Annotated in this window: 20 protein-coding genes; 12 read left to right on the top strand and 8 right to left on the bottom strand. The window is 52.8% G+C overall.

The genetic code is table 11. The features are described from left to right. Positions 1 to 9 precede the first annotated feature (9 nt). Together nikB and NST23_RS07870 are read right to left on the bottom strand one after the other, a co-directional pair. Entirely contained in the window at positions 10 to 930 is a 921-nt protein-coding gene (nikB, locus tag NST23_RS07865; RefSeq protein WP_122963096.1) for a nickel ABC transporter permease, read from the bottom strand. A 13-nt stretch (positions 931 to 943) separates the two neighbouring features. Then, on the bottom strand, positions 944 to 1,843 hold the full coding sequence (locus tag NST23_RS07870) for an ABC transporter permease (RefSeq protein WP_340963480.1): 900 nt from the start codon (positions 1,841 to 1,843) through the stop codon (positions 944 to 946). A gap of 184 nt (positions 1,844 to 2,027) precedes the next feature. On the opposite strand from NST23_RS07870, the gene NST23_RS07875 reads away from it, so the two are divergent. The 3 genes from NST23_RS07875 (at position 2,028) to NST23_RS07885 (ending at position 5,840) form a co-directional block, all read left to right on the top strand. After that, positions 2,028 to 3,272 (top strand): amidohydrolase, encoded by a 1,245-nt coding sequence (locus NST23_RS07875; RefSeq protein ID WP_173596192.1) that lies wholly within the window; start codon positions 2,028 to 2,030, stop codon positions 3,270 to 3,272. 6 nt (positions 3,273 to 3,278) lie between these two features. Continuing rightward, the gene (locus NST23_RS07880) at positions 3,279 to 4,502 is read left to right on the top strand and encodes an amidohydrolase (protein WP_340963483.1); all 1,224 of its coding nucleotides are present in this window, start codon (positions 3,279 to 3,281) and stop codon (positions 4,500 to 4,502) included. Between the two features lie 117 nt (positions 4,503 to 4,619). Then, positions 4,620 to 5,840 carry an amidohydrolase family protein gene (locus NST23_RS07885; RefSeq protein ID WP_340963485.1) on the top strand — a complete coding sequence of 407 codons (1,221 nt, stop codon included), beginning with the start codon at positions 4,620 to 4,622 and terminating at the stop codon, positions 5,838 to 5,840. Between the two features lie 246 nt (positions 5,841 to 6,086). Here NST23_RS07885 and NST23_RS07890 read toward each other — a convergent pair whose 3' ends face one another. Next, a complete protein-coding gene (locus NST23_RS07890; RefSeq protein WP_340963488.1) occupies positions 6,087 to 6,761 on the bottom strand; it encodes an MBL fold metallo-hydrolase in 675 nt (224 codons plus the stop codon). Between the two features lie 293 nt (positions 6,762 to 7,054). Here NST23_RS07890 and NST23_RS07895 point away from each other — a divergent pair, with 293 nt between their 5' ends. Next, positions 7,055 to 8,257 (top strand): hypothetical protein, encoded by a 1,203-nt coding sequence (locus NST23_RS07895; RefSeq protein WP_340963492.1) that lies wholly within the window; start codon positions 7,055 to 7,057, stop codon positions 8,255 to 8,257. Between the two features lie 316 nt (positions 8,258 to 8,573). On the opposite strand, the gene NST23_RS07900 is transcribed toward NST23_RS07895, so the two are convergent. Then, positions 8,574 to 9,818, bottom strand: a complete 1,245-nt coding sequence (locus tag NST23_RS07900; RefSeq protein WP_340963495.1) for an amidohydrolase family protein — start codon at positions 9,816 to 9,818, stop codon at positions 8,574 to 8,576. A gap of 308 nt (positions 9,819 to 10,126) precedes the next feature. Between NST23_RS07900 and NST23_RS07905 the strand changes: the two genes are divergently transcribed. Next, positions 10,127 to 11,596: an amidohydrolase family protein gene (locus NST23_RS07905; protein ID WP_122963103.1), complete on the top strand. Its 1,470-nt coding sequence runs from the start codon at positions 10,127 to 10,129 to the stop codon at positions 11,594 to 11,596. Positions 11,597 to 11,691: 95 nt separating this feature from the next. On the opposite strand, the gene NST23_RS07910 is transcribed toward NST23_RS07905, so the two are convergent. The 3 genes from NST23_RS07910 to NST23_RS07920 are packed head-to-tail and all read right to left on the bottom strand — an operon-like array spanning position 11,692 to position 13,072. After that, positions 11,692 to 12,456, bottom strand: coding sequence for an SDR family oxidoreductase (locus NST23_RS07910; protein ID WP_122963104.1), 765 nt, complete (start codon positions 12,454 to 12,456; stop codon positions 11,692 to 11,694). 54 nt (positions 12,457 to 12,510) lie between these two features. Continuing rightward, complete coding sequence (locus tag NST23_RS07915; RefSeq protein WP_122963105.1) at positions 12,511 to 12,717, bottom strand: hypothetical protein; 207 nt, start codon at positions 12,715 to 12,717, stop codon at positions 12,511 to 12,513. Continuing rightward, positions 12,710 to 13,072 carry a hypothetical protein gene (locus NST23_RS07920; protein ID WP_233454203.1) on the bottom strand — a complete coding sequence of 121 codons (363 nt, stop codon included), beginning with the start codon at positions 13,070 to 13,072 and terminating at the stop codon, positions 12,710 to 12,712. Before NST23_RS07920 ends, NST23_RS07915 begins: the two co-directional genes overlap by 8 nt. A 165-nt stretch (positions 13,073 to 13,237) precedes the next feature. Here NST23_RS07920 and NST23_RS07925 point away from each other — a divergent pair, with 165 nt between their 5' ends. Both NST23_RS07925 and NST23_RS07930 read left to right on the top strand, forming a co-directional pair. Further along, on the top strand, positions 13,238 to 13,681 hold the full coding sequence (locus NST23_RS07925) for an aminotransferase class I/II-fold pyridoxal phosphate-dependent enzyme (RefSeq protein ID WP_122963106.1): 444 nt from the start codon (positions 13,238 to 13,240) through the stop codon (positions 13,679 to 13,681). A gap of 127 nt (positions 13,682 to 13,808) precedes the next feature. Next, positions 13,809 to 14,882 (top strand): branched-chain amino acid aminotransferase, encoded by a 1,074-nt coding sequence (locus NST23_RS07930; RefSeq protein WP_122963107.1) that lies wholly within the window; start codon positions 13,809 to 13,811, stop codon positions 14,880 to 14,882. 185 nt (positions 14,883 to 15,067) lie between these two features. Here NST23_RS07930 and NST23_RS07935 read toward each other — a convergent pair whose 3' ends face one another. Then, positions 15,068 to 15,586: a DUF3231 family protein gene (locus tag NST23_RS07935; RefSeq protein WP_122963108.1), complete on the bottom strand. Its 519-nt coding sequence runs from the start codon at positions 15,584 to 15,586 to the stop codon at positions 15,068 to 15,070. Between the two features lie 266 nt (positions 15,587 to 15,852). Here NST23_RS07935 and NST23_RS07940 point away from each other — a divergent pair, with 266 nt between their 5' ends. The 5 genes from NST23_RS07940 to NST23_RS07960 all read left to right on the top strand — a co-directional run bounded on the left by NST23_RS07940 (position 15,853) and on the right by NST23_RS07960 (position 23,981). Beyond that, positions 15,853 to 17,457, top strand: a complete 1,605-nt coding sequence (locus NST23_RS07940; RefSeq protein WP_173596199.1) for a glutathione ABC transporter substrate-binding protein — start codon at positions 15,853 to 15,855, stop codon at positions 17,455 to 17,457. A 210-nt stretch (positions 17,458 to 17,667) separates the two neighbouring features. After that, positions 17,668 to 19,257, top strand: a complete 1,590-nt coding sequence (locus tag NST23_RS07945) for a glutathione ABC transporter substrate-binding protein (RefSeq protein ID WP_122963110.1) — start codon at positions 17,668 to 17,670, stop codon at positions 19,255 to 19,257. 113 nt (positions 19,258 to 19,370) lie between these two features. Beyond that, positions 19,371 to 20,942 carry a glutathione ABC transporter substrate-binding protein gene (locus tag NST23_RS07950; protein ID WP_280648175.1) on the top strand — a complete coding sequence of 524 codons (1,572 nt, stop codon included), beginning with the start codon at positions 19,371 to 19,373 and terminating at the stop codon, positions 20,940 to 20,942. 15 nt (positions 20,943 to 20,957) lie between these two features. After that, positions 20,958 to 22,187 carry an amidohydrolase gene (locus NST23_RS07955; RefSeq protein WP_217021939.1) on the top strand — a complete coding sequence of 410 codons (1,230 nt, stop codon included), beginning with the start codon at positions 20,958 to 20,960 and terminating at the stop codon, positions 22,185 to 22,187. Positions 22,188 to 22,409: 222 nt separating this feature from the next. Continuing rightward, positions 22,410 to 23,981, top strand: a complete 1,572-nt coding sequence (locus NST23_RS07960; protein WP_340963500.1) for a glutathione ABC transporter substrate-binding protein — start codon at positions 22,410 to 22,412, stop codon at positions 23,979 to 23,981. Positions 23,982 to 24,206: the final 225 nt, after the last annotated feature.

Here is a 24,206-nt window from a genome sequence, read left to right on the forward strand (position 1 = left end):
GCTCCCTCCTTAGTTCAGATCGATTCGTTTATTGAAGTAGCGATACAGTACGTCGACGAGCAGGTTGACGAACACGAAGATGACGGAAGCGATCAGTACGCCGCCCTGGACGACAGGCAAATCGCGCATGCGGATCGCGTCGACGATCAGACGGCCCAAACCGTTGATGGCAAAGACGGATTCGACGAGAACCGTACCGCCCAACAGGAACCCGAACTGCAAGCCGACAACGGTGATAATCGGGATCAGGGCGTTTTTCAACGCGTGCTTGTAAACGATCACTTGTTCACGCAAGCCTTTTGCCCGCGCTGTGCGGATGTAGTCCTGGCGTACGACGTCGAGCATGCTGGAGCGGGTCATCCGCGCTACGATGGCAGCCCCGGCTGTTCCGAGCGTGATCGCGGGCAAAACCATGTGTTTCCACGTGCCCCAGCCAGCGACCGGGAACCATTGCAGTTTGACCGAGAAGTAGTAGATCAGGCTCAAACCGAGCCAGAAGCTTGGCAGCGAGACGCCGAGCAGGGCGACGATCATGATCGTGATGTCAGCCGCGGAATACTGCTTGGTAGCCGAGATGATCCCCGCGACCATTCCGAGTACGACGGTGACAAAAATACTGGCAATGGCAAGCTCGATCGTTGCTGGCAGGCGAGCCATGATTTCGTCGAAGACAGGCAGGTTGGAGCGCAGGGACGTACCCAAATCTCCGGTCATGACGTCCGTTACATAATGGAAGTATTGCACCATGACAGGCTGGTCGAGCCCGAGCTGTGTGCGAATTTTGGCAATCGTTTCTGCAGAAGCACCTTCACCAGCGAGCAGGACAGCCGGATCGCCGGGAACCATTTGCATGATCAAGAACACAACCAGAATGACACCGAGCAGGACGGGAATCATCTGTAACAGGCGACGAACAATGTAGACAAACATGAAGCCTTCCCTCCTATTGTTTCATTCTTGGGTCCAGAGCGTCCCGCAGGCCGTCTCCGAAAATGTTGAAGCCGAGTACGAGCGTAGAAATCGCCAGGCCAGGGAACATGGCCAAATAAGGAGCGGTGAACAAAAAGTCGCGTCCGTTGCTCAGCATGGCGCCCCATTCTGGCAGGGGAGGCTGTGCGCCGAGCCCAAGGAACGACAGACCGGCAGCGGACAAAATCGCTGTCGCGAGACGCATCGTTGCTTGCACGATAATAGGAGACAAAATATTTGGGAAAATGTGCTTGAAAATGATCGTGAAGTCGTTGGCGCCGAGCGAGCGAATCGCGTCGATGTATTCCAGCTTTTTCACCGTCAAGGTAGAACCGCGGACGATCCGGGCAAACACCGGAATCGAGAAGACCCCGACAGCGACCATGACGTTGAACAAGTTGGGACCCAGGGCGCTGACGATAGCCAGCGAGAGCAGGATGCCCGGGAACGCAAGCAGAACATCAATGACACGGGAGATGATCGTGTCGACCCATTTGCCGTAGTAGCCGGACAACAGACCGAGAATAATTCCGAAGAAAGCGCCGATAAAAACAGCGACGAATCCGACAGATATGGAAAGACGTGTTCCGTAGAGGAGACGACTGAGCACATCCCGACCTTTGTCGTCCGTACCCATCCAGTGATCAGCGGATGGCGGCTTGAGCTTGTTCACCAGATCAATCGCGTAAGGATCATGCGGAGCGATAACTGGTGCCAACAGGGCGATTGCGATGTAGAACAAGACGATAAACCCGCCTACCATCGCCAATTTGTTTTTGCGCAATTTCCGGTAAAAAGTCCGCCATCTGCCTGGGCGTGCTGCCGCAGCTTTTGACGGAAGAGCTTGATTGGTTGGTGCGAACTCAACCTTCATGATGTGACCCCCTCCTTTGCTTACGTCAAAGTTATCAGAAAAATGTATGAAGTAAAGGCAATTTGAACAAGTCGTAAAAATAGTGAAAATAGACGTAAAGATTGTGCAAATCAACGCTCGTCCCTTCCTAGATAATGGGTAGGGAAGGCATAGATACACATTTCCCAGAGAGGATGGATGATGGATGGGCACTGCCTATTGGCTGACCAATGTTCGTTTGGAGACGGGCTATCGCAGGGAAAACGGAGTCGTCGCTGGAACGGATGCATCCTTGTTTCACATCTTGATAAAAGACGGAAAATTTGCACGTATTGCACAGGCGACGGAGACGCTTGCGGACGATTTGCCGCAAAAAGACGCCAAAGGACTTTTGGCGTTGCCGTCCTTCATTGAAAAACATGTGCATCTGGACAAGACACTCTTGGGCGAGCCGTGGCGGGCTGTCATTCCGGTAGCGAACATTATCGAGCGCTGCGAGATTGAAAAGCGGGCATTGCCAGCCTTGCCGACGACTACGCAGGAGCGGGCGGAAAACCTGCTGTCCGTGCTGCTTTCCTACGGTTCCACACACGTGCGCACACACGTCGACATTTATCCGGAAGCGGGCATCTCCAATCTGGAATCGGTGCAGGCAGCGCTGGCTACTTATGCGAATCGGGTAACTCATGAGATCGTGGCGTTCCCGCAGCACGGGCTTTTGCGGACGGATGCGCAGCCGCTGTTGCGTGAGGCGCTGCGCCAGGGCGCGACACATGTCGGCGGAGTAGACCCGGCAACGGTAGACGGCGATCTCGAACAGTCGCTGCACCAGATGATGGAGCTGGCGGTCGAGGCGAACGCCGGGGTTGATTTGCATTTGCACGACCCGGGACATTTGGGAACGTTTACGATGAAAAGGCTTGCAGCCATGACGGTAGACGCCGGGTGGCAAGGCCGCGTAGCGATCAGCCACGCTTTTGCGCTCGGAGACATTCCGGTGCCGGAAGCAGAAGAGATGGCGACGATCTTGCGGGAAGCGGGCATTACGATTATTTCCAGCGTTCCGTTCAGCCGGGCGATCCCGCCTGTGTCATTGCTGCATCAAAACGGAGTGGACGTGGCGCTTGGCTGCGACAACATTTTTGATACGTGGCAGCCGTACGGCAACGGCGACGTGCTGGAGCGCTTGTGGCGCTTGGCGGAGCGTAACCGTTGGCTGGACGAGCTGGCTTTGTCCCAGTCGCTTCGCTTCATTACGGGCGGGAAAACGACTTTGGATGCGAATGGCACGCAGCTGTGGCCTGCTGTCGGAGAAGAAGCGAGTCTCGTTCTGGTGGAAGCGTCGTGCTCGGCTGAAGCAATCGCGCGGCGGGCAGATCGCCAGGCGGTCTTTTTCAAAGGAAGCCAGGTCGCCGGACAAGTGGAAGAAGCGACCACAACGAAGGGATGATCGCAAATGAAGGCATCTCCGTACTGGATAATTAACGCTCGCCTGGAGTGCGGGTATGAGTGGGATCAGGGAGTTGTCACAGGAACGCGTACCGAGCTGTGCGATTTGCTTATCGAGAACGGGAAAATCACCCGAATCGTTCCGTCCAGCGAAATTTTGGAGGACGGAGTGCCAAAAAAGGATGCGAAGGGTCTGTTGATTTTGCCTGCGATGGCGGAAAAGCACATCCACTTGGAAAAAACGTATTACGGCGGGCCGTGGAAAGCGACGACTCCGGTGAAAAACTTGTTTGAACGGCACGCGGAGGATCGCACGTTGCTGCCGATGTACTTGAAGCAGGCACAGGCGGGAGCGGAGAGCATTTTGTCGCTTTTGGTGGCAACGGGCGTTACGCACGTGCGCACGCATTGCCACGTCGACCCGACTGTCGGCCTCGGTTTTTTGGAGAGCATGCTGCGGGCTTTCGAAACTTTTACAGACAAAGTGTCGCATGAGATTGTCGCCTTCCCGAACTACGGCATGCTGCGCACGCAAGCACGCGAGACGGTGCGAGAGGCGCTGCGCCAAGGAGCGACGCATGTGGGCGGCGTCGATCCCGGCGGCGTCGACCAGGATATCGAACGCTCGCTGCAAACGATCATGGAGCTGGCTGTGGAAGCGGATGCCGACATCGACTTGCATCTGCACGACCCTGGGCACCTCGGACTTTTCACGATCAAGCGGATCGCAGCGATGACGGAAGAGGCAGGGTGGCAAGGGCGTGTCACGATCAGTCACGCGCTCGGGCTGGGAGATGTGTCGCTGGAGGAGGCGAGAGAGGTGGCGCAGCAGCTGGCAACGCTCGGCATCTCGATCGCATCGACGGTTCCGATCAACCGCCCGACGATTCCGATTCCGCTGTTGCACAAAGCAGGCGTCGCCGTCATGCTCGGCAACGACAGCCTGACAGACAACTGGACGCCGTTCGGAAGCGGAGATTTGCTGGAAAAAGCAGGCCGACTCGCGGAACGTTTTCGCCTGACGGATGAGCGGTCGCTGGGAGTGGCCCTCGGCTTCGTGACAGAGGGGCGCATTCCGCTGGACGATGCGGGCAATCGTCTGTGGCCGCTGGTAGGGGATGAGGCAAGCCTGATGGCAGTGGAAGCCGCTTCTTCGGCAGAAGCGGTGGCAAGGCGGGCGAAGCGCAGAGTGGTGCTGTTTCAGGGCAACAGGGTAGCGGGCGAATGGTAACAGGCAACAGGCAACAGGCGTCGCGACATGTGGCGAAGAAGCCAACGGTCGGCGGCAAGCCTTGCGCGGTGACAACGGTTTTTTACAAATCCCATCTGGAAAGGATGTTATGAATACATGTCTACAGCCTATTGGATTACGAACGTTCGCCTGGAGCGTGGATACCGGACAGAAAATGGCAAAATTGTCGCAACCGACACAGAGCTGGCGCACCTTTTGATCGAGGACGGCCGGATTGCCCAAATCGCCTATGGCGACGAGGCAGGGGCGAGCGGACTGCCTGTCAAAGATGCGAACGGCTTGTTGGCTGTACCGTCGTTTCAGGACATGCACATCCACATCGACAAGACGTACTACGGCGGCCCTTGGAAAGCGGTCACTCCGGTCAAAAGCATTTTGGAGCGTCTGGAAGAAGAGAGCCGACTGATGCCCAAGCTGTTGCCGACGGCGCAGGAGCGCGCGGAAAAGATGCTGGAACTGCTTTTGTCCGCCGGTTCGACGAAAATTCGCAGCCATTGCAACATCGACCCGTATATCGGCCTGAAAAACTTGGAGGCGACACTTGCTGCCATGGAAACGTTCAGCGGCAAGTTGGAATGCGAGGTCGTTGCTTTCCCGCAACAAGGGCTTTTGCGCAGCAATCAGGTGGAGAACATTCGCCAGGCGCTGAAAATGGGCGCGACCTACGTCGGCGGCGTCGATCCGGCGACTGTCGATCAAAACATCGAGAAATCGCTGGCGACGATTTTTGAACTGGCGGTAGAAGCGGATGCTCCGATCGACGTTCACTTGCACGATCCTGACCATCTCGGCATTTTCACGTTCAAGCGTCTGGCGAAAATGACCGAAGAGGCAGGCTGGCAAGGCCGCGTCACGATCAGCCACGCCATCGCTTTGGCTGACGTCAGCCTGGAGGAAGCGGGAGACGTAGCCGAGATGCTCGCCGCACTCGGCATCTCGATCACTTCTACCGTTCCTGTCAACAAGGCGACCATTCCGATTCCGCTTCTGCGCGACAAAGGCGTCAAAGTCATGCTCGGCGACGACAGCATTACCGATCACTGGTCGCCGTTCGGCCAGGGAGACAGTTTGGAAAAGGCAGGACGATTGGCGGAGCGCTTCCGCATGCAGGATGAGCGTTCCTTGTCCCAGGCGCTGGGCTTTATCACAGGCGGCAAAACGCCGCTCGACAAAGAGGGCAACCGCCAATGGCCGAATGTAGGAGACGAAGCAGACATGGTGTTGTTGCACGCTTCCTCTGTGGCGGAGGCCGTAGCGCGCCGCTCGAAGCGTCAGGCTGTCGTGTTCCGTGGCAATGTGGTGTCCGGGGCGCTGTAAGCTGACAGGTACTTGAAACGTTACGTACCATTTGCAGCAAAACATTCATGGCCGTTTTGTTGACTGCAAGCGGTCACATCCTATTTCACGAAAAACGTCGAGATGTTTTCACAGAAAAAAAGAGGCAGACCGCTTGCGGTTTTGCCTCTTTTTTGGCGTATGGAGCCATGCTTGTTTGCTAATGCGTTCGTGAAACAGCCCGTTCTTCCTATGAAATCAACGCCTGAGACGACAGACAGCGCGCGATCATTCCTGGCCAAGCTTCACGATTTGCTCGCGGACGTTTCCTTTGCATACGCCCCCGTGATAGCAGACGACGGCTTCCAGGTCGAGGTCTGCATACTTTTTCAGCGAGCGCCGGGCTGCATCCATATCTGGTGTCGTCGGGGCATGAATGCCGCCGATCATCCCGTCTACACTGTACAGCGAATCTCCGGCAATGAGCGTCTTGCTCTTTTTTACATACAGGCTGATATGTCCGGGAGTATGTCCGGGCGTATGAATGACGCGAATCCCGCCGCAAAAAGGCAGATCCTGACCGTCCTTTACTGTATGATCTACGCGGCCTTGCGGGGGATTCTCCAGGTGGCTGTCTTTTAACAGCGGCAACTCTCCCTGAATGTACGGCTGATCCAGCGCGTGCGCGTAAATTTTCACACGTGGACCGCATTCCTGCAAAATCTCAGGCAGACAGCCGATATGGTCCATGTCCTGATGCGTCAAAATCACGGCTTGCAGCTGGGCGATCGGCACTCCTGCCGCGTCCATGGCTGCGCGCAAATCTTCTATTTGCCCGGGAAAGCCTGTGTCTATCAAAACGCTCATTTCTCCCTCGCGCAGAAGCATGGGGTGAACGATATTCCCGTGAAAATCGAGCGAAAGCATGTAAACCCCCGGTGAAATCTCCGCCGCCATTGTCATCGCCATCAACCTTTCGTAAAATTACATTTTTACGTAAATATATAATATTACGTTGGTTTTGCCGTTGTCAATCTTTACCGGATGATTTGGCTTGCTGCCCTTGACCTGGTTGTATCGTGTGGCACAAGAAAAAAGCTCCCGACTTGTAAAACTGGAAATAGTTCTTAAACAAATTATGAAAAATGGCAGAAAAAAGTTGATCACAAATTGATTTGCAAATGGAAATTATTAGATTTAATTTATATATTTTGGTAAAATTTGGTTAAGAAGATTATTAAGAAAGGATGTAAGCAATGAAGCGTTATTTTCATTACCTGTCCAAAATATTCTTAGTGGCATGCCTGTTGTTTACTTGTTTAACAGTTCCTAAAGTAAGTGCAGAGGAAGAATATGAGCAATCCAATAATCGCTTTACAATAGAAGTTCTGGATGACTCGTCTTCCCATTATGAAATTGCTATTCACAACACTGTGGAAGACTCCACTTATACTATTCAAATAGTAGATACCGAAGATGGAAAATACCTTTGGAAAGCTGCAATACGTGTAAATGACAAAGTAATATCAGAATCCGAATTATTGATTCAAAAGATAAAGAGTTTTGACAAAAAAGAATTCGAACAGATCGTGAGTGATTATTTTACTGGGAACGGAAATGAAGACTATTTTGCTGAGTATCTTGCTAAAACATTTGTGTTCGCATCTTCTGATGAAGGCGGGAAAAATAGTCAAAGGGCTGTGGTGGCTTCAACAAGTGTCAGTATTGCAGCAGGGCCAATAAATACGACGAACTTAGCCGTTTTCCACGCGGCGCTGTTTAGAATATTATCTACATCACTTGCAATTAACTCCTATCTTATCTTGGAAGATAGGGCAAACACATCAACGGTAACAAACAGTGTACGAGAAAGAGATACTGCAGTGGAACATTGGGAGGACTTCACTGGAATTCCACGTAGAACTACTACTTCAGCTACTCGACATATCTCAATGGATGGTGTTCGTGAAATCTCAAATCGTCTCAATAGAGATCGAGACAATAATGGTGATCTTGAGCTGTTTACCAGTACATCGGCAATTGGAGAGAGGGTTTTAGCTGTATACGACATAAATAGTAGACTTGTAACAAATCTCAATCGACATCTAGGGAATCACTTAGATGGCTCTGTCATTGCGGATAGAGCTTATGGAAATGAGCGCTTGGACTTAAACGGTTACACTGTTTATCTGATCTACAATCACGAGAGTGGCTATCTGTTCCATGCTCACTTTGTACCTCAATCCGATAGATCAAAAGAAACTAAGTATCAGCGCTATAGAGGAGGGTTTGATCTTAAACTTTTCCCAAGGATATCGCATGCTCCTGCATATAACAAAGACAAGCAGAAAACGGATGCTGAAATTTTAGAATGGGAAAGAATGTATGACAGGGCTTTGCAAAATCGCAATTTGACACGAGATACAAACGGTAGAAAATCTGTAGTACCATATAAATAATAAAAATCATGTGCCTGGGGTAGTGAAAAGATGCGGAGCGGTTTCGATTTTCTTGTTTGTGACCATTGTTCTAAAAAAGTGAGTCCTGGAGAAATTGAGCATCTTACGCTCAGTAAATGTGACATTTTGCTTGAGGGCGAGATGTACTCGATTTGTGAATATTGCATCGGGGATATGGAAGGTAAGTTCATGGATAATGGCGGCGAAAAAAATTATTGGAACCAATGGGTTATGCAAAAAAGACAAATATAAGGAGATGCTGTGAACAACCTCCCGACTGTTCTTGCTGACAGTCGAGAGGTTGTTTTCGTCTTCTTTAGTTTTCCCTTTCTCTCTCCAACGCCCCATGCACGACTTTCCCTTTGAACATGACAGCAGCCCGGCGCGATCTTCTGGCGATGGCTTCGGCGGAGCAGGAAGCTTCGGCAAAAACGATGTTCGCTTCGTCACCAGCTTTGGGCCATGCGCGGTTGCCAGCGCGGTCGAGCGTCGTTTTGCCGCCTGTGATGAAAAAGAGCGATTGCACCAGCGAGCGCTCGTCCACCCAGCGATAGCGCTCCACGAGGCGATTCAGCTTCTCCAGCATGTCGCCCGTTCCGTACGGCGACCACGAATCGTAGAAACCGTCATAGCCAAGAGCTACGCGCACGCCTTTTTCGTGCAGAATCGGTACGGGAGGCATCGCTCGGTTGATCGGCACGGTCGTCATGATCATCGTGCCCAATCGGGACAAACGCTCCGCCATTTCTGTACTTTCCTCGACAGATACATCACCGAGAGCAAAGGCGTGGCTGATCGCCATCCGGTTTTGCCAGCCTGCTTCTTCTGTCAGGTCGAGAATGCGCTTGATCGTATAAAAGCCGAGCGTGCCCGGATCGTGCAGGTGGATATCGACATCGGCGTCAGCTTCCACGGCAATGTCCATCATCTCGCGCAGCGAACCTTCCAGCTCGTTGTCGATGCCGGCAGGGTCCAATCCGCCGACGAGCGTAGCGCCTTCTTTCATCGCCTGTCTCATCAAGGAGCTTGCTTGTGTGCGCAACAGCCCTTGCTGCGGAAAAGCGACAATCTCGTAGGTCATCCGGTCGCTGTACGCTTCCAGTGCGGCCCGTACGCCCTCCAAGTTTTTCAGGCCGATGTACGGGTCAATATTGACGTGCGTCCGTACATGGGTGGCACCGCCGTTCAGCAAAAGCTGCAACATCGCTTCGGCCCGCTTTTGCGTGGTTCCGGTCATCAGCGGCATTTCTGTCGCTTCGAACTCTAGGCGATCAATCAGCTTTTTCGGAGGGAGACACGACTTCCAGGTAGCGCCTGCATACGTTTTGTCCAGATGGTTGTGCTTTTCCACGAACGACGGGAGCGCAAGCAGTCCGTTGGCGTCCTGCTGCGGAAGCGTTGTGTCGAGCGGCTTGGTCGCGGAAATGATCTCGTTAATCACCCCGTCCTGAATTTTCAGGTGGCAAATTTCCGAGCGTGTGTGGACTACCCCATCCTCTCCGGTTTCAAATCCGCTATCGAGACGAACGTTGGTTAGCCAGTATGAGTATGCTTGACTCACAAAAAATCAGCCCTTTCGCATGAAAAATAGTAAGAGGATCGTTGAAAAAAGCCCAGCCTAGCTTCATTGCTCTCTATTAATTGTAAGGAATATTTTGAATAAAGATTTGCAGCTTCTTTACGAGTTTTTGCATGATTTTTACTTATTGGCGAAATTCTTGCCGTTTTTTGAAAAGTAGTAAAGATTGTGCAAATACATGTAAAGCAATTGAAACAAACTTGACAGAATATTTCTTATACTGGCAAAGGATACAAAGATAGATAGTGGAGAGTGTGAGCACGAATCCGGAAGCAAGGGGGAGGAGCAGCATGAAAAAGAAACTGACAGCCAAGTATGTCATCGGGTACGACGGAGAAGACCACATCATCATCAAAGACGGGGAAGTCGTCTACGAAGGTGAGACGATTTTGTATGTAGGACATGCGTATGACGGAGAAGTGGACGAAGTGACCGACATGGGCAATGCCGTGATCAGCCCGGGGTTCATCGATCTGAACGCGCTTGGCGATATTGACCACGACATCGTGCATCTGGAAGTGTCGGCGCAGCGAAACAAAAATTTGCTCTGGTCGGAAGCGTACTACAACAAAGGCTACCACGAGGTCATGACGCCGGAGGAAGAGGCGTTTAAATCGCTGTACGCCTACAGCCAACTGATCTTGAACGGCGTGACGACGGCGATGCCGATCACCTCTGTCTTTTACAAGCGCTGGGCAGAGACGTACGAGGAACTGGCAGCGGCAGCGGAGCATGCAGGACGCCTGGGACTGCGCATGTACATGGGACCGAGCTACCAGTCGGGAATGCGCGTCGTCAAGGCAAATGGCGAGATTGAAGTGCTGTGGAACGAAGCGGAAGGACGGGCAGGGCTTGAGCGGGCTGTCCAGTTCGTCAAAGACTTTGACGGCGCCCACAACGGCCTGATCCGCGGCATGCTCGCGCCGGAGCGGATCGAGACGCAAACGCCGGAAAATCTGGTTCTGACGAAACGCTACAGCGATGAGCTGGGTTGCCCGATCCGCCTGCATGCGGCGCAAGGAAGCTACGAGTACACGGAAATTCATCGTCGCCATGGCATGTCGCCCATCCAGTACCTCAACGAAATCGGGTTCCTGGGCAAAAGGACGGCGATTCCGCACGCGCATTTCATCCCTGGCTACAGCGAAGCGACGATCGGGGAAGGCGACGATCTGGCCATCCTGCAAGAAACGGGAACAACGGTCATTCATTGCCCGCTCGTCATCGGACGCCACGGCTCCGCGCTGGAATCTTTTGCCCGCTACAAGCGTCGCGGCATTAATATCGCGATCGGGACGGACACGTTCCCGCCAGACTTCATCCAAAACATTCGCACGGCCAGCATGCTTTCCCGCTTGCAGGAGCGCGATGTGGCAGACTCCAGCTACGCGGATATTTTCCGCGCGGCAACACTGGGCGGCGCCCACTTCCTCGGAAGGGACGATCTCGGCAGACTCGCTCCGGGAGCGCAAGCCGACATCATCGCGATCGACCTGGACGGATTCCACATGGGAACCGTTGACGATCCGATTCGCACCCTGATCATGTGCGGCTCCGGGCGCGATGTGAAGCTGTCGATCATCGCAGGACGCACCGTAATGAAAGACCGCGTGCTGCCAGGCGTTGATCTTGCGGAAATCAAGGAGCGCGGCCAACGCTATTTTGACAAAATGCGCCTCGGCTATGTGGAGAGAGACTATCAGCAGCTTGGCGAAAAGGAACTGTTCACCCCGTCGTTTCGCATCGTCAACAAACCGTAACGCTCTGCACTAAAAGCCAATCCAAAAAGCACAATCTGCTGTTGTATAGCGGATTGTGCTTTTATTTTGCGCGCAACACACGCAAAAGTGGCAGCTCAACGCAAAAATCCTCCTTCCGAATGAATGATTTGTCCGGTAATCCATCCCGCTTCCTCGCTTGCCAAAAAAGCGACCAGACGTGCCGCATCTTCCGGTTGGCCGATCCTGCCCATGGGGCTGCGCTCCAAGAGGAACGGCACCAGCTCTTTTGACATCCATCCGGTATCTGTAGGGCCGGGATTGACTGCGTTGACGGTAATTCCGAGCGGAGCGACTTCTGCGGCAAAAGTAATCGTGAACGCATCCAGCGCCCCTTTTGTCGCGGCATAGGCGATTTCGCCAGGCATGGGACCTTTCGATTGCCCGGAAGTCAGGTGAATAATCCGGCCGTTGCCAGGCTGGGAGAATCGACGGGCAAATTCGGCGCTGAGCATGATCGGCGCGCGAACGTTGAGCGCATAATGAGCGTCCAGACTGGCAGCCGAAAGCGACTGATAATTGTCGGAAGTGGAATGGCAAGCGTTGTTGACGAGAATACAGGGAGCGCCAACCTGCGAGCTGGCTTCATCGAGGACATGCGACCACGAGTCAGGCTTGGACAAATCGATTTCGCTGCACGCGCACTGTACTCCATAGCGGGTCAACTGTTCGCGCAGTTGCGCTGGCTCATCGTCTTGTATCCCCCAGTCCATTGTCTTGTCGTACGCTGTCCAATACGTGAAAAACAGATCAATCCCTTGTGCAGCCAACGCTCTGCATATGGCAGCACCAATACCGTTCAGCCGACTTGCTCCTGTGACGATGGCGACTTTTCTACTCATAGGCACGAAACCTCCTCAGCGATAATGGATCATTTGCGTTTTGCCCACGGGTAATCAAAACAAGTTCAGCAACAACGATGGCGGAGCCAAGTAAATATACCCGATGATGAGATAGGCGAACAGCAAGAAAAAGCAAATCCCGGAAATGGTGAGGTGTATGCGAATTTTTTTCGGATGGTAACCAAACAAACCGAGGAGCAGGCAAACGAAGCCGACGATTCCCAGCAAAAGCGGGATCGCGATGATAATATATTCATTCATGATAAAAATCACCCCACTTTACTACCTTCTTTTCGTTCCATGTAAAAGTCCAATCTTTGATGGGATGCGTGAGCACAACCAGAGCGCTGTTTTTGCAAAATGCAGTCCATTTTTCTTGCGCTGATGAATACTGCCTTTTTTGGGAATAGTCAATCACTTCGCTGTTCGCTCGCACATGCCGATGAAAATCACCCGATTCCATGAACAGGTACAACGTTTTCTGGAAAATGGGCGCAGCGTACTGGTCGTAGCTGTTGCTTTTCGTCAGGAAGCGGTCGAGCAGTGCGGGAGGCAGAACGAGATAGCTGAGCCGAATAGAGGGGCACAACACTCTGGAAAACGTTCCGACGTACACGACGCGTCCGTTGGAGCATGTCGACTTCCATTCCTTTCGTTCCTGGCACTGGAAAAAGCAGAAAACTGGATATTTCTTCTTTGTCTTTGTAAAATTAAGGATATTCTACATCATAACATCTTTGCAAAGCGAATCGGAAGCAGGGATGAGAAAGTCGCACGCGACATGGAGGAGAGAAGCAATGACGATGATTTTGCCTCATATCGAAAAGATGCCCGGCAATGTGAAAGGCGCGATGCCCTCGGCGGGAACAAAAGCGATCCGCCTGAATCTGCGATCGCACGCCATCTCGCGCTTGCGGCGTTGCGCGATCAAAGCTATATGCAAGAGACGACAGGCAGGATCAAGCGGACGCGGGCGGTTTTTTCCAAGCAGCTTGAATCGCTCGGTTTCAGCGTCGTCCCAGCGCAGACGAATTTCATTTTGTGCCAGCCACCAGCGAAGGCAGAAGGACAGTCTGCGCGCGAGCTGTATGAAAAGCTGATGGAGCAAGGAATTTACGTGCGCTATGATCAACTGCCGCGCCTTGCGGACATGTTGCGCATCACAGTCGGAACGGAAGCGGAGATGGAAGAGGTTTATGCTGCACTTTCCCCGATGATAGAGTAACTTTCCTGTTAGCCGTTTCTGGCAAAAGGAAAGTTAAGCTGGCAATCATTCGAAATAGTTGATATTTTAAATATATAAAGCTTATTTCAGAAATGCAGGATTTTAATAATCAAGGGAGATGTAGAAGATGGAGTGTCAGCTAACGATTGTCCGAACAGAACAGAAAAAAGAGAAGCCAGCACTCGACAAGCTGGGGTTCGGCGTGCATTTTACCGACCATATGTTCACGATGGATTACACGGAAGGAAAAGGCTGGCACGATCCGCAAATCGTTCCGCACGCTCCGCTGACGCTCGATCCGGCTGCGATGGTACTCCACTACGGACAAGCGATTTTTGAAGGAATGAAAGCATACCGCAACAAAGCAGGCAAGGTGCTTCTGTTCCGTCCGGAGCAAAACTTCAAGCGGATGAATCGGTCCCTGGAGCGGATGAGCATGCCGCAAGTGGACGGGGAATTTATGGTCGATGCGCTGAAACAGCTGGTAGCGCTTGAAAAAGAATGGATTCCGGCAGAGAGCGGCATGTCGCTGTACATCCGTCCATTCGTGATCGCTACGGAGCCATGTTTCGGCGTGCGTCCATCGCACACGTACAAGCTGATCATCGTTCTGTCTCCGGTTGGCGCTTACTATGCAAATGGTATGGAGCCAGTGAAAATTTACGTAGAAAACAAATACGTTCGCGCTGTCCGCGGCGGTACAGGCAATGCCAAAGTAGCGGGGAACTACGCAGGCGCTCTGAAAGCACAGGCGGAAGCCAAGGAAAAAGGCTACGAGCAAGTGCTTTGGCTGGATGGCGTAGAAAATAAATACATTGAAGAAGTCGGCAGCATGAACGTATTTTTCAAAGTGGGCGAAGAAGTGTGGACCCCTGCTTTGAACGGCAGCATTTTGGAGGGAATCACCCGTGATTCGACGATCCACCTGCTGAAAGACTGGGGCATCCCGGTAGTAGAAAAGCGGATTTCCGTCGAAGAATTGTACGAGGCGTACACAAAAGGGCAACTGGAAGAAGCGTTTGGAACAGGCACGGCAGCGGTCATCTCGCCAGTCGGCGACCTGAACTGGAACGGCCACCAAATGATTCTCAACGGCGAAAAAACAGGCCCGTTGACCACCAAACTGTACGAAACAATGACCGGAATCCAGTATGGCGAAAAAGAAGACAAGTTCGGCTGGTCTGTAGAAGTCAGCGAGTAATTTGATAACGACAATGCGACAAGCTGCAAAGCATGCCTTCCTCGTCTCGACGAGCGGGGGCATGCTTTTTTATGGCGCTACGCCAGCGAGATTTGCCAAGTTGCTTCCCTCAACGTAATCAAAAATGACCGAACGCGCAAAAAAGCACTGCCCACTCACTGACAGTGCTTATTCACGACAACAGGCTAGACGTGCGCAAGCTCTGGCGCGTGCATGTGCAGGGGTGGGGAAATCAGCCAGCCCTTTTCCTTGAGGATGCGTTGCAGACGAAAACCGGAGTGCGCTTTCGCAAAGTGGAACTCGGCAAACATCAAGCCGATATCCTCGCGCAGCGACTGGCTCATGACCTGGCTGCATGTCAGCAAGCCTCCGGCAATATCCCGGGCAATTCCCAGCGCAATCTCGGAGTCGTTGAGCCTGGCTCCGACCGGAATGCTGCTCCGATCAGCCAGTGGCCGATCGGGAGGGGAAGGCGGCAAGGCGACGCCGTTTATTTTAAGTACATCCTCCAACTGGTCAATTTCCTTTTTCATCGTTTGCATGATATCTTCGAGAAAGTCCTTCAAATCCGTATCGCCAGCATGATTCATCGCTGTCTGATAACCAGCGAGCAGAGCTTTTGTCGTCGCCAAATAAACCCAGACGCCAAACACTTCGCCATAATGCAGCGGCTCTTGTTTGGAATTGTCACCAAAAATCCCCATGCCTGTCCTCCTTCTGATGCCGTTCATCTGACGGCGGCACTCGAATGATCTTCCGCCCATTGATAAGATTCGCCATGCACGGCAAATTCACCGTGGAAAATGTAGGCACTCGCCTGGTAGAGATTTTTTTAACATTCAAAAACAACAAGGTAAAGATAGTGAAAAAGAAAGTAAAGATCGTGCAAAGATTAATAGTAAGAAAATTAGTAATATTTTGTTATGTCATTATTTTTCTTTTTACCAACGAGACAAAGGGGGCATTTTCATTGAAGAAAACGCGCATCGTACGTTCCATTCTTGCTTTGTCTGTCGCGTTTGCGACCGTTTTGACAGGCTGTTCCGGCACCTCGCAATCGCAACCGGCCTCGACCGGCTCCAACTCCGGACAAGCAACCGGCAGTCCTGCGCCATCCACCCCTGCTGCGGCTGGCGGCGGTACGTTGATTATCGCCCGGCTGTCTGACGCGAACAACCTCGACCCGCATTTCAGTACGCAAATCAACTCCATGGCAGTCGTGCAGCACAAAATGTACGAAGGTCTGGTGATGATGGACCGCAACAGCGAGTACAAGCCGCTTCTGGCGACAGAATGGAAGCAGAAAGACGATGTGACATGGGAATTTACTTTGCGGGACGGCGTGACGTTCCACGACGGAACCGCGTTTGATGCGGAAGCTGTGAAGAAGACGATCAATCGCATTTTGGACAAAAACCAGCCGACTCCCAAGGCAAATATGTTCGGGATGATCAAGGAAGTCAAAGTGATTGATCCGAAAAAAGTCGAGATCATTTTGCATTATCCATTCGCGGGATTGCTTTCTGTCCTCGCCAGCGCCGAGGGCGGCATCATCAGCCCGAAGGCGATTGAGCAGTACGGCAAAGACTTGGCCAAGCACCCGGTAGGGACAGGCCCGTTCGTCTTTGAGTCGTGGACGCCCGGTCAGGAAATCGTCATCGTCAAAAATGAAAACTACTGGGGCACGAAGCCAAAAGTGGACAAAGTCGTGTTCAAGACGGTTCCGGAGGACACGACGCGTGTCGCGATGGTGGAGACAGGCGAAGCGCACGTTGCCGAGCAGTTGCCCGTCACGGAGCTGGAGCGGGTGCAAAACTCCGCGAATATGTCGCTGGGGCGCTTCGAGTCTTTTGCCGTGGATCATATCGGGATGAATGTCAAAATGAAGCCGTTTGACGATGTCCGCGTCCGCCAGGCGATTGCGCATGCGATTGACAAGGAAGCGATTATTCAAGGCGTCTACAATAACGTCGGCAAAGTCGCGATCTCTTCGCTCGGTCCAAAAGTAATCGGCTATAGTCCGAACATCAAGACGCCTGAGTACGACTTGAACAAAGCCAAGCAATTGCTCACAGAAGCCGGATACGGCAACGGACTCAAGGCGACCGTGTACTTGAATGACAACAAAGCGCGCATCAACGTGGCAGAGGTGTTGCAATCGCAGCTGAAAGGCATCGGCATTGACCTGCAAATCCAGGTGATGGAGTTCGGGGCGTATTTGGAGCTGGCGGCAAAAGGCGAAGCCCAGATGTTCATCAGCGGCTGGGGCAATGCCACAGGCGACGGCGACTACAACCAGTACAACTTGTTCCACAGCACGTCTGCCGGAGTGCCAGGCAACCATTCCTTCTACAGCAATCCAAAAGTCGACGCGTTGATCGAAGCAGCCCGCAAGGAAAAAGACCCGGAGAAACGCAAGCAAATCTACGCAGAGGCGCAACAGATCGAGATGGACGAAGTGCCGCTGCTCCCGTATCGCAGCTCTGAAAACCTGGCAGCTATCGCGAAAAATGTGCAAGGCGTCTACATCAGCCCTTCCGGCTACATCGAGGTCAGCGATGTGACGATTCAATAGGCTGTGCCAAAAGTCTCTCCCAATTGCTGGGAGGGGCTTTTTCTTTTGCTATCCCAATATGTGGAAAAGGCAAAAAAAGAGTAAAGAAAGTGAAAATAGTAGTAAAGAGAGTGAAAAAATAATGCCTGAATAGTAGGTAAAATGAGACATGCGCGAATGGTCAAAAAATTATAGCACATCCGGCGCAAACAAAAGAGGGGGAAACACTACATGAAAAAGACGCGCTTTTTCCAGACGCTGATCGCCATGACTGTTGCCGTATCGGCAGCTCTGGCCGGCTGCTCGCAGGCGCCAGCGCCAGAAGCGGGGACGAACGCCAATACGTCCGGGCAAACAGCAGCGCCTGGCACGGGCAAAGCAGGTGGCACACTGGTCATCGCCCGGTTGTCGGACGCAAACAATCTGGACCCGCACTTTCTTACGCAAATTAACTCGGCAGCTATCATTCATCACAAAGTATACGAGGGTCTGGTCCGCATGGACAAAGAAAGCAAATACGTCGGTTCGCTGGCAAGCGAATGGAAGCAAGTGGACGATGTGACGTGGGAGTTTAAACTGCGCACAGGCATAACTTTCCACGACGGCACCCCATTCAATGCAGAAGCGGTGCAAAAGACGATCGCCCGCGTCCAGGACCCGGCAGTCGGCTCGAACCGCGCCAACCTGTTCGAAGCGATCAAGGAAGTAAAAGTCGTGGATGACAACACGGTGCAATTTATCCTCAACTACCCGTACGCTCCGCTGTTGTCCGTTCTCGCCAGCGCAGAAGGCGGCATCCTGTCGCCAAAAGCGATCGAGCAGTACGGCAAAGACTTGACCAAGCATCCAACCGGAACAGGGCCGTACAAGTTTGAATCGTGGACGCCAGGACAAGAAGTTGTGCTGGTGAAAAACGACAACTACTGGGGAGACAAGCCGAAGCTGGACAAGGTTGTCTTCAAAACAGTACCTGAGGACACAACCCGACTGGCTATGGTCGAGACAGGCGAAGCACAAGTGGCTGAACAACTTCCTGTAACAGAAGTAGACCGCGTGAAAAACTCGGCAAACATGACACTCGGCCGCTATGCGTCCTTCTCCAGCGAGCATATCGGCATCAACAACAAGAAAAAGCCGTTTGACGATGTGCGCGTCCGTCAAGCGATTGCGCTTGCGATCGACAAGCCGACGATCATTCAAGGGGTGTACAACGATGTGGGAACGGTCGCTCATTCCTCGATCTCTCCTACGATGGTCGGCTACAGCGCGAACGTAAAAGACCTTGGCTACGACATCGAGAAAGCGAAAAAATTGCTGGCGGACGCAGGCTATGCCAACGGCTTCAAGGCAACCGTCTACCTCAATGACAACAAGGCGCGGGTCAACGTAGCGGAAGTATTGCAACAACAACTGAAACAAATCAATGTCGATCTGGAAGTCAAAGTGCTGGAGTTTGGCGCCTATATCGACGCAGCGAGCAAAGGCGAAACAGACTTGTTCATCAGCGGCTGGGGCAACGCGACAGGCGATGCTGACTACAATCAGTACAACTTGTTCCACACGAAGTCTCACGGCGCACCAGGCAACCACTCCTTCTACAGCAATCCGGAAGTAGACAAGCTGATCGAAGAAGGACGCAAAGAGAAAGACGAAGAAAAACGCAAACAAATTTACGAAAAAGCGCAACAGCTCGAAATGGATGAAGTAGCAGTCGTGCCTTACCGCTTCGCAGAAAACTTGGCAGCGATTGAAAAAGGGGTAGAGGGCGTCTGGATCAGCCCGGCTGGTCACATCGAAATCGACGAAATCACCTTGCCATAACCGCAAGCTTCCAAGAGCAATGAATCGCAGCATAGCCGAGTTCCTTGAAGGGATCAGCTATGCTGCTCTACTTTCAAAACAAGAGACAGAAAAGCAAAAACGGGGGCGATTTTATGAAAAGACGCAAAGGATGGAGCATTCTGATGTCGGGCGTGCTCGGCGTTGGACTGGTGCTTGCAGGGTGTTCGGCACAACCGGAGCAGGGGGCTGCGGACAATCCAGCCAAAAGCGAAGCGGCTGATGGAACACAGACGCTGATTATTGCCAGACAATCGGATGCCAACAACTTGGACCCGCACTTTATTTCCGCGATCAACGCGGCGAGCGTCGTCCATCACAAAGTGTACGAAGGATTGATTCGCCGTGATGAAAATATGGAGTTCAAGCCGATGCTCGCAACCGAGTGGAAGCAGCTGGACGAAGTGACGTGGGAGTTCAAGCTGCGCCAGGGCGTTGTTTTCCACGACGGAACACCGTTTAACGCAGAAGCGGTCAAAGCGACGTTTGCTCGCGTCCTCGACCCGAAAGTCGGCTCTCCGCGCGCCACCCAGTTCCAAATGATCCAGGAAGTGAAAGCCGTAGACGACTACACTGTGCAAATCAAGCTGACTTACCCATACTCGCCGCTGTTGTCCATTTTGGCCAACCATGAAGGGAGCATTATCAGCCCGAAAGCGATCGAGCAATACGGAAAAGATTTGAGCAAGCATCCGGTAGGCACAGGGCCGTTCGTGTTCGAGGCGTGGACGCCGGGACAGGAAATCGTGCTCGCACGCAATGACAACTACTGGGGTGAAAAGGTAAAATACGCAAAGGCCGTCTTCAAGGTCGTTCCGGAAGATACGACGCGAATTGCCATGGTTGAGACAGGCGAAGCCCATATTGCGGAGCCGCTGCCTGTAACCGAGATCGAACGCGTCAGCCAGTCGCCGCAAATGGCTCTGTATCGCACAGAAGGACTGGGCACCGATTTTATCGGCTTCAATACGAAGAAAAAGCCTTTTGACGATGTCCGGGTTCGCCAGGCGATCAACTATGCGATCGAGACAGATGCCATCATCCAAGGCGTTTTTAACAATGTAGGAACAAAAGCCAATTCTGCGATGAGCCCGAAAGTTCTCGGCTATAGCGAGGCGCTGAAAGGCTACGAGTTCGACCCGAACAAGGCCAAGGCGCTGCTCAAGGAAGCGGGCTATGCCAACGGCTTCAAGACAACGCTGTGGACCGGGGATCGCAAAGAGCGGATCAATGCCGCAGAAGTCATTCAGTCGCAGTTGAAAGGCATCGGCGTGGAAGTAGAGGTCAAAGTGCTGGAGTACGGAGCGTACCTCGATGCCGAAGACAATGGCGAGACAGACATGTTTATCAGCGGTTGGGGCAACGCGACAGGCGACGGCGACTACAACCAGTACAACCTGTTCCACTCCAGCTCGCTCGGCAAGGGCGGCAACACGACTTTTTACGTGAACAAGGAAGTGGACAAGCTGATCGAAGAAGCGCGCCGCGAGCCGGACAGCGCCAAGCGCAAGCAACTTTACGCCCAGGCGCTGGAAATCGAGTCCAAGGAAGCGCCGATGGTTCCGATCCGCAATCTGGAACACGTTGCAGCGGTCAGCAAAAAAATCAAGGGCTTCTGGATCAGCCCATCCGGTTACATGATGATTAACGATATTACGATGGAGTAAGAAGGGGGAGCGAACATGGAGAGCGGGAAAGACAGCCTCTGGATCAAAAACGCACGTCTGGAAAGCGGGTTTCAAGAGGAGAACGGGAGGATAACAGGGACGGCGACAGAGCGTGTCCATCTGCTTTTGGCGGACGGCCGCGTGGAAAAAATCGTCCCTGCCAGCACTTCGCTCCCACAAGCTGCCTCTTACTGGGACGCAGACGGGCTGCTCATGCTGCCGTCTTTTCGGGAGATGCATATCCATCTGGATAAAACGTTTTACGGAGGTCCCTGGCAGGCAGTCATTCCTGCTCCCAACCGCTTTTTCCGGATTCAACAAGAGCAGGAACTGCTGCCGCGCCAGCTTCCGGTAGCCAAACAGCGTGCAGAAGGCTTGCTGCACCTGCTGCAATCGCACGGTGCGACACACGTCCGAACGCATTGCAATATCGATCCGGTCATCGGTTTGCAAAACTTGGAGGCCACACTCGCTGCTCTGGAAACTTACCGGGAAAAACTTTCCTGGGAAATTGTCGCTTTCCCTCAGCATGGATTGCTGCGCAGTGATTCCGTAGCGCTCGTCCGCGAGGCGATGAAGCATGGGGCGGGACTCGTCGGGGGTGTCGATCCAGCTTCTTTTGATGAAGATATCGAAAAATCGCTGCACACAATGATGGATATTGCGGTAGAAGCCAATGCGGACATCGACCTGCATTTGCACGAGCCGGGGCATTTGGGCATTTTCATCATGAAGCGACTCGCTGCGATGGTGCGCGATGCTGGCTGGCAAGGCCGGACGACTGTCAGCCACGCCTATGCGCTGGGAGAGGTGCCGACGGCTTTGGCAGAAGAGATCGCGGAATTGTGCACGGAACTGAACATCGCGATCATGTCCGCGGTGCCGATCGACATGCCGACGATCCCGATTCCGCTGCTCCGGGCAAAAGGGGTGCAGATCGGACTTGGCAACGATAACATTACCGATCATTGGGACCCGTTCGGCACAGGAGATATGCTGCAAAAAGCGAATCGCGTAGCGGAGCGCTTCCGGCTCATTGACGAGAAATCGCTTGCCCGCACGCTCGGCCTGGTCACTGGCGGCATCACCCCGCTTGACGAGGCAGGGAATCGCGCCTGGCCAAAGCCTGGTGACGCTGCCGATGCTGTGTTTGTCCGGGCCAGTTGCTCGGCTGAAGCTGTCGCACGTCAAGCTGCGAAGGAAGCAGTCGTGTACGCGGGAAAAATCGTCTGGCAAAAGCAGTAGCCATCTGCTTTTATTGGAGAAAACCGCTTATCCGTTCACAGGGGATGAGCGGTTTTTTCACGCAGTCCCTTTCCGGAAGCTGAATTAGATAAAATTAAATAAAAGTAAAAATATTATAAATAGAAGTAAAGATGCTGAAAGGCTGCGCAGAAAGTCTACCGTATAATGCAAATAAGAAATAGATTCAGAATTTTCGACAGCATTGTACAGGGGGACACGCAGATGAAGAAAACACGCTTGTTTGGATCGCTGCTCGCGCTGTCGCTGACCGTCGGTGTAGCACTGACGGGATGTGGCGCAGGTACAGAGCAGCAAAACGTAAATGGAGCACCGGCTTCCGAGGCGGCAAAAGAAGGCGGAACCTTGATCGTAGCGCGCAAGGCAGACGCAAACAATCTCGATCCGCATTTCATTTCCAACATTCCATCCGCCAACTATATTTACGGCAAAGTATATGAGAGTCTGGTGGCGCGGGACAAAAACGCAGGCTACAAGCCAGCGCTGGCTACCGAGTGGAAACAGGTTGACGATCTGACTTGGGAATTTAAGCTGCGCGAAGGCGTTACTTTCCACGACGGCACACCGTTCAATGCCGAAGCCGTGAAAAAGACGTTCGAACGTGCCCTCGATCCGAAAGTAGGTTCCCCGCGCGCTTCCAACTTCGCGATGATCAAGGAAATCAAGGCAGTCGACGACAAAACGGTTCAGTTTATTTTGGACTACCCGTTTGCGCCGCTGCTGTCGATTCTCGCAAGCACGGAAGGCAGCATTATCAGCCCGAAAGCGATTGCCGAAGGCGCTGACACATTGGCGAGAAAGCCGGTAGGAACCGGGCCTTTCAAATTTGAAGACTGGATTCCAGGTCAGGAAATGACCCTGGCGAAAAACGAAAACTACTGGGGCGAGAAGCCGAAAGTGGACAAAGTCCAATATAAAGTCGTACCGGAAGACACGACCCGCATCGCGATGGTCGAGGCAGGCGAAGCGCATATCGGCGACCAGCTTCCTGTAACAGAGGTGGAGCGCGCACAAGCAACGCCAAGCATGAACATGGTTCGCGCAGAAGGTCTCGGTGTGGAATACATCGGCTTCAACGTGACGAAAAAACCGTTTGACGACGTACGTGTGCGCCAGGCTGTCGCGCATGCGATTGAAAAAGAAGCGATTGTCAAAGGCGTGTACAACAACGTAGGGACAGAAGCAGTCTCTTCGATGTCTCCTAAAGTGATCGGCTACAACCCGAACCTTGAGGACTACAAGTACGATGTGAACGAAGCGAAGTCGCTGCTTGCTGCGGCAGGGTACGCGAACGGCTTCAAAACATCGATTGTGACCGATGACCGCAAAGAGCGCATGAACGTAGCGGAAGTAATCCAGTCCCAGCTGAAGGGCATTGGCATCGACGTGGAAATCAAAGTAATGGAGTACGGGGCATATTTGGAGTACACAGACAAAGGCGAGCATGCGATGTTTATCGGCGGCTGGGGCAATGCCACAGGCGACGGCGACTACAACCAGTACAACGTCTTCCACAGCTCCTCTAAAGGCAGCGCCGGAAACATTGCCTTTTACAACAACCCGGAAGTCGACAAGCTGATTGAAGAAGGCCGCCGCGAAAAGGATGAAGCGAAGCGGAACGCGATCTATGCCAAGCTGCAAGAGATCGAGCTGAAAGAAGTTCCGGTCATTCCGATCCGCACCATCGACCACGTATCGGTAACAGCCAAAGATGTAAAAGGCTTCTGGTTAAGTCCGGTAGGCTACCTGATGCTGGACGAAGTCACAATTCAATAAGCTTTCACCAGGACAACACGATGAGACAAAGGGATGGCGCCAGGCGCTGTCCCTTTGTCTATAGGAAGGGAGCGAGGCTGTCAACATAGCGGCCTGGCAAGGCTTTGGATCGAGCATGGACAGCGCAAAAGCAAAGCCGAGACGGGGCGGAGTGGCGGTAGTGCATATTTCGGGCGAACAGAGTAGCCAACACTTCGCCTAACTGGTAAGGTGGAAAAGAATGAG

Source organism: Brevibacillus sp. FSL K6-0770 (assembly GCF_038000275.1).
GTDB lineage: Bacteria > Bacillota > Bacilli > Brevibacillales > Brevibacillaceae > Brevibacillus > Brevibacillus parabrevis.

Bases quoted from the DNA above. Each gene is read 5' to 3' on its own strand.
- nikB (WP_122963096.1), bottom strand. From the start codon at position 930: ATGTTTGTCTACATTGTTCGTCGCCTGTTACAGATGATTCCCGTCCTG.
- NST23_RS07870 (WP_340963480.1), bottom strand. From the start codon at position 1,843: ATGAAGGTTGAGTTCGCACCAACCAATCAAGCTCTTCCGTCAAAAGCT.
- NST23_RS07875 (WP_173596192.1), top strand. From the start codon at position 2,028: ATGGGCACTGCCTATTGGCTGACCAATGTTCGTTTGGAGACGGGCTAT.
- NST23_RS07880 (WP_340963483.1), top strand. From the start codon at position 3,279: ATGAAGGCATCTCCGTACTGGATAATTAACGCTCGCCTGGAGTGCGGG.
- NST23_RS07885 (WP_340963485.1), top strand. From the start codon at position 4,620: ATGTCTACAGCCTATTGGATTACGAACGTTCGCCTGGAGCGTGGATAC.
- NST23_RS07890 (WP_340963488.1), bottom strand. From the start codon at position 6,761: ATGACAATGGCGGCGGAGATTTCACCGGGGGTTTACATGCTTTCGCTC.
- NST23_RS07895 (WP_340963492.1), top strand. From the start codon at position 7,055: ATGAAGCGTTATTTTCATTACCTGTCCAAAATATTCTTAGTGGCATGC.
- NST23_RS07905 (WP_122963103.1), top strand. From the start codon at position 10,127: ATGAAAAAGAAACTGACAGCCAAGTATGTCATCGGGTACGACGGAGAA.
- NST23_RS07910 (WP_122963104.1), bottom strand. From the start codon at position 12,456: ATGAGTAGAAAAGTCGCCATCGTCACAGGAGCAAGTCGGCTGAACGGT.
- NST23_RS07915 (WP_122963105.1), bottom strand. From the start codon at position 12,717: ATGAATGAATATATTATCATCGCGATCCCGCTTTTGCTGGGAATCGTC.
- NST23_RS07925 (WP_122963106.1), top strand. From the start codon at position 13,238: ATGGAGGAGAGAAGCAATGACGATGATTTTGCCTCATATCGAAAAGAT.
- NST23_RS07930 (WP_122963107.1), top strand. From the start codon at position 13,809: ATGGAGTGTCAGCTAACGATTGTCCGAACAGAACAGAAAAAAGAGAAG.
- NST23_RS07935 (WP_122963108.1), bottom strand. From the start codon at position 15,586: ATGGGGATTTTTGGTGACAATTCCAAACAAGAGCCGCTGCATTATGGC.
- NST23_RS07945 (WP_122963110.1), top strand. From the start codon at position 17,668: ATGAAAAAGACGCGCTTTTTCCAGACGCTGATCGCCATGACTGTTGCC.
- NST23_RS07950 (WP_280648175.1), top strand. From the start codon at position 19,371: ATGAAAAGACGCAAAGGATGGAGCATTCTGATGTCGGGCGTGCTCGGC.
- NST23_RS07955 (WP_217021939.1), top strand. From the start codon at position 20,958: ATGGAGAGCGGGAAAGACAGCCTCTGGATCAAAAACGCACGTCTGGAA.
- NST23_RS07960 (WP_340963500.1), top strand. From the start codon at position 22,410: ATGAAGAAAACACGCTTGTTTGGATCGCTGCTCGCGCTGTCGCTGACC.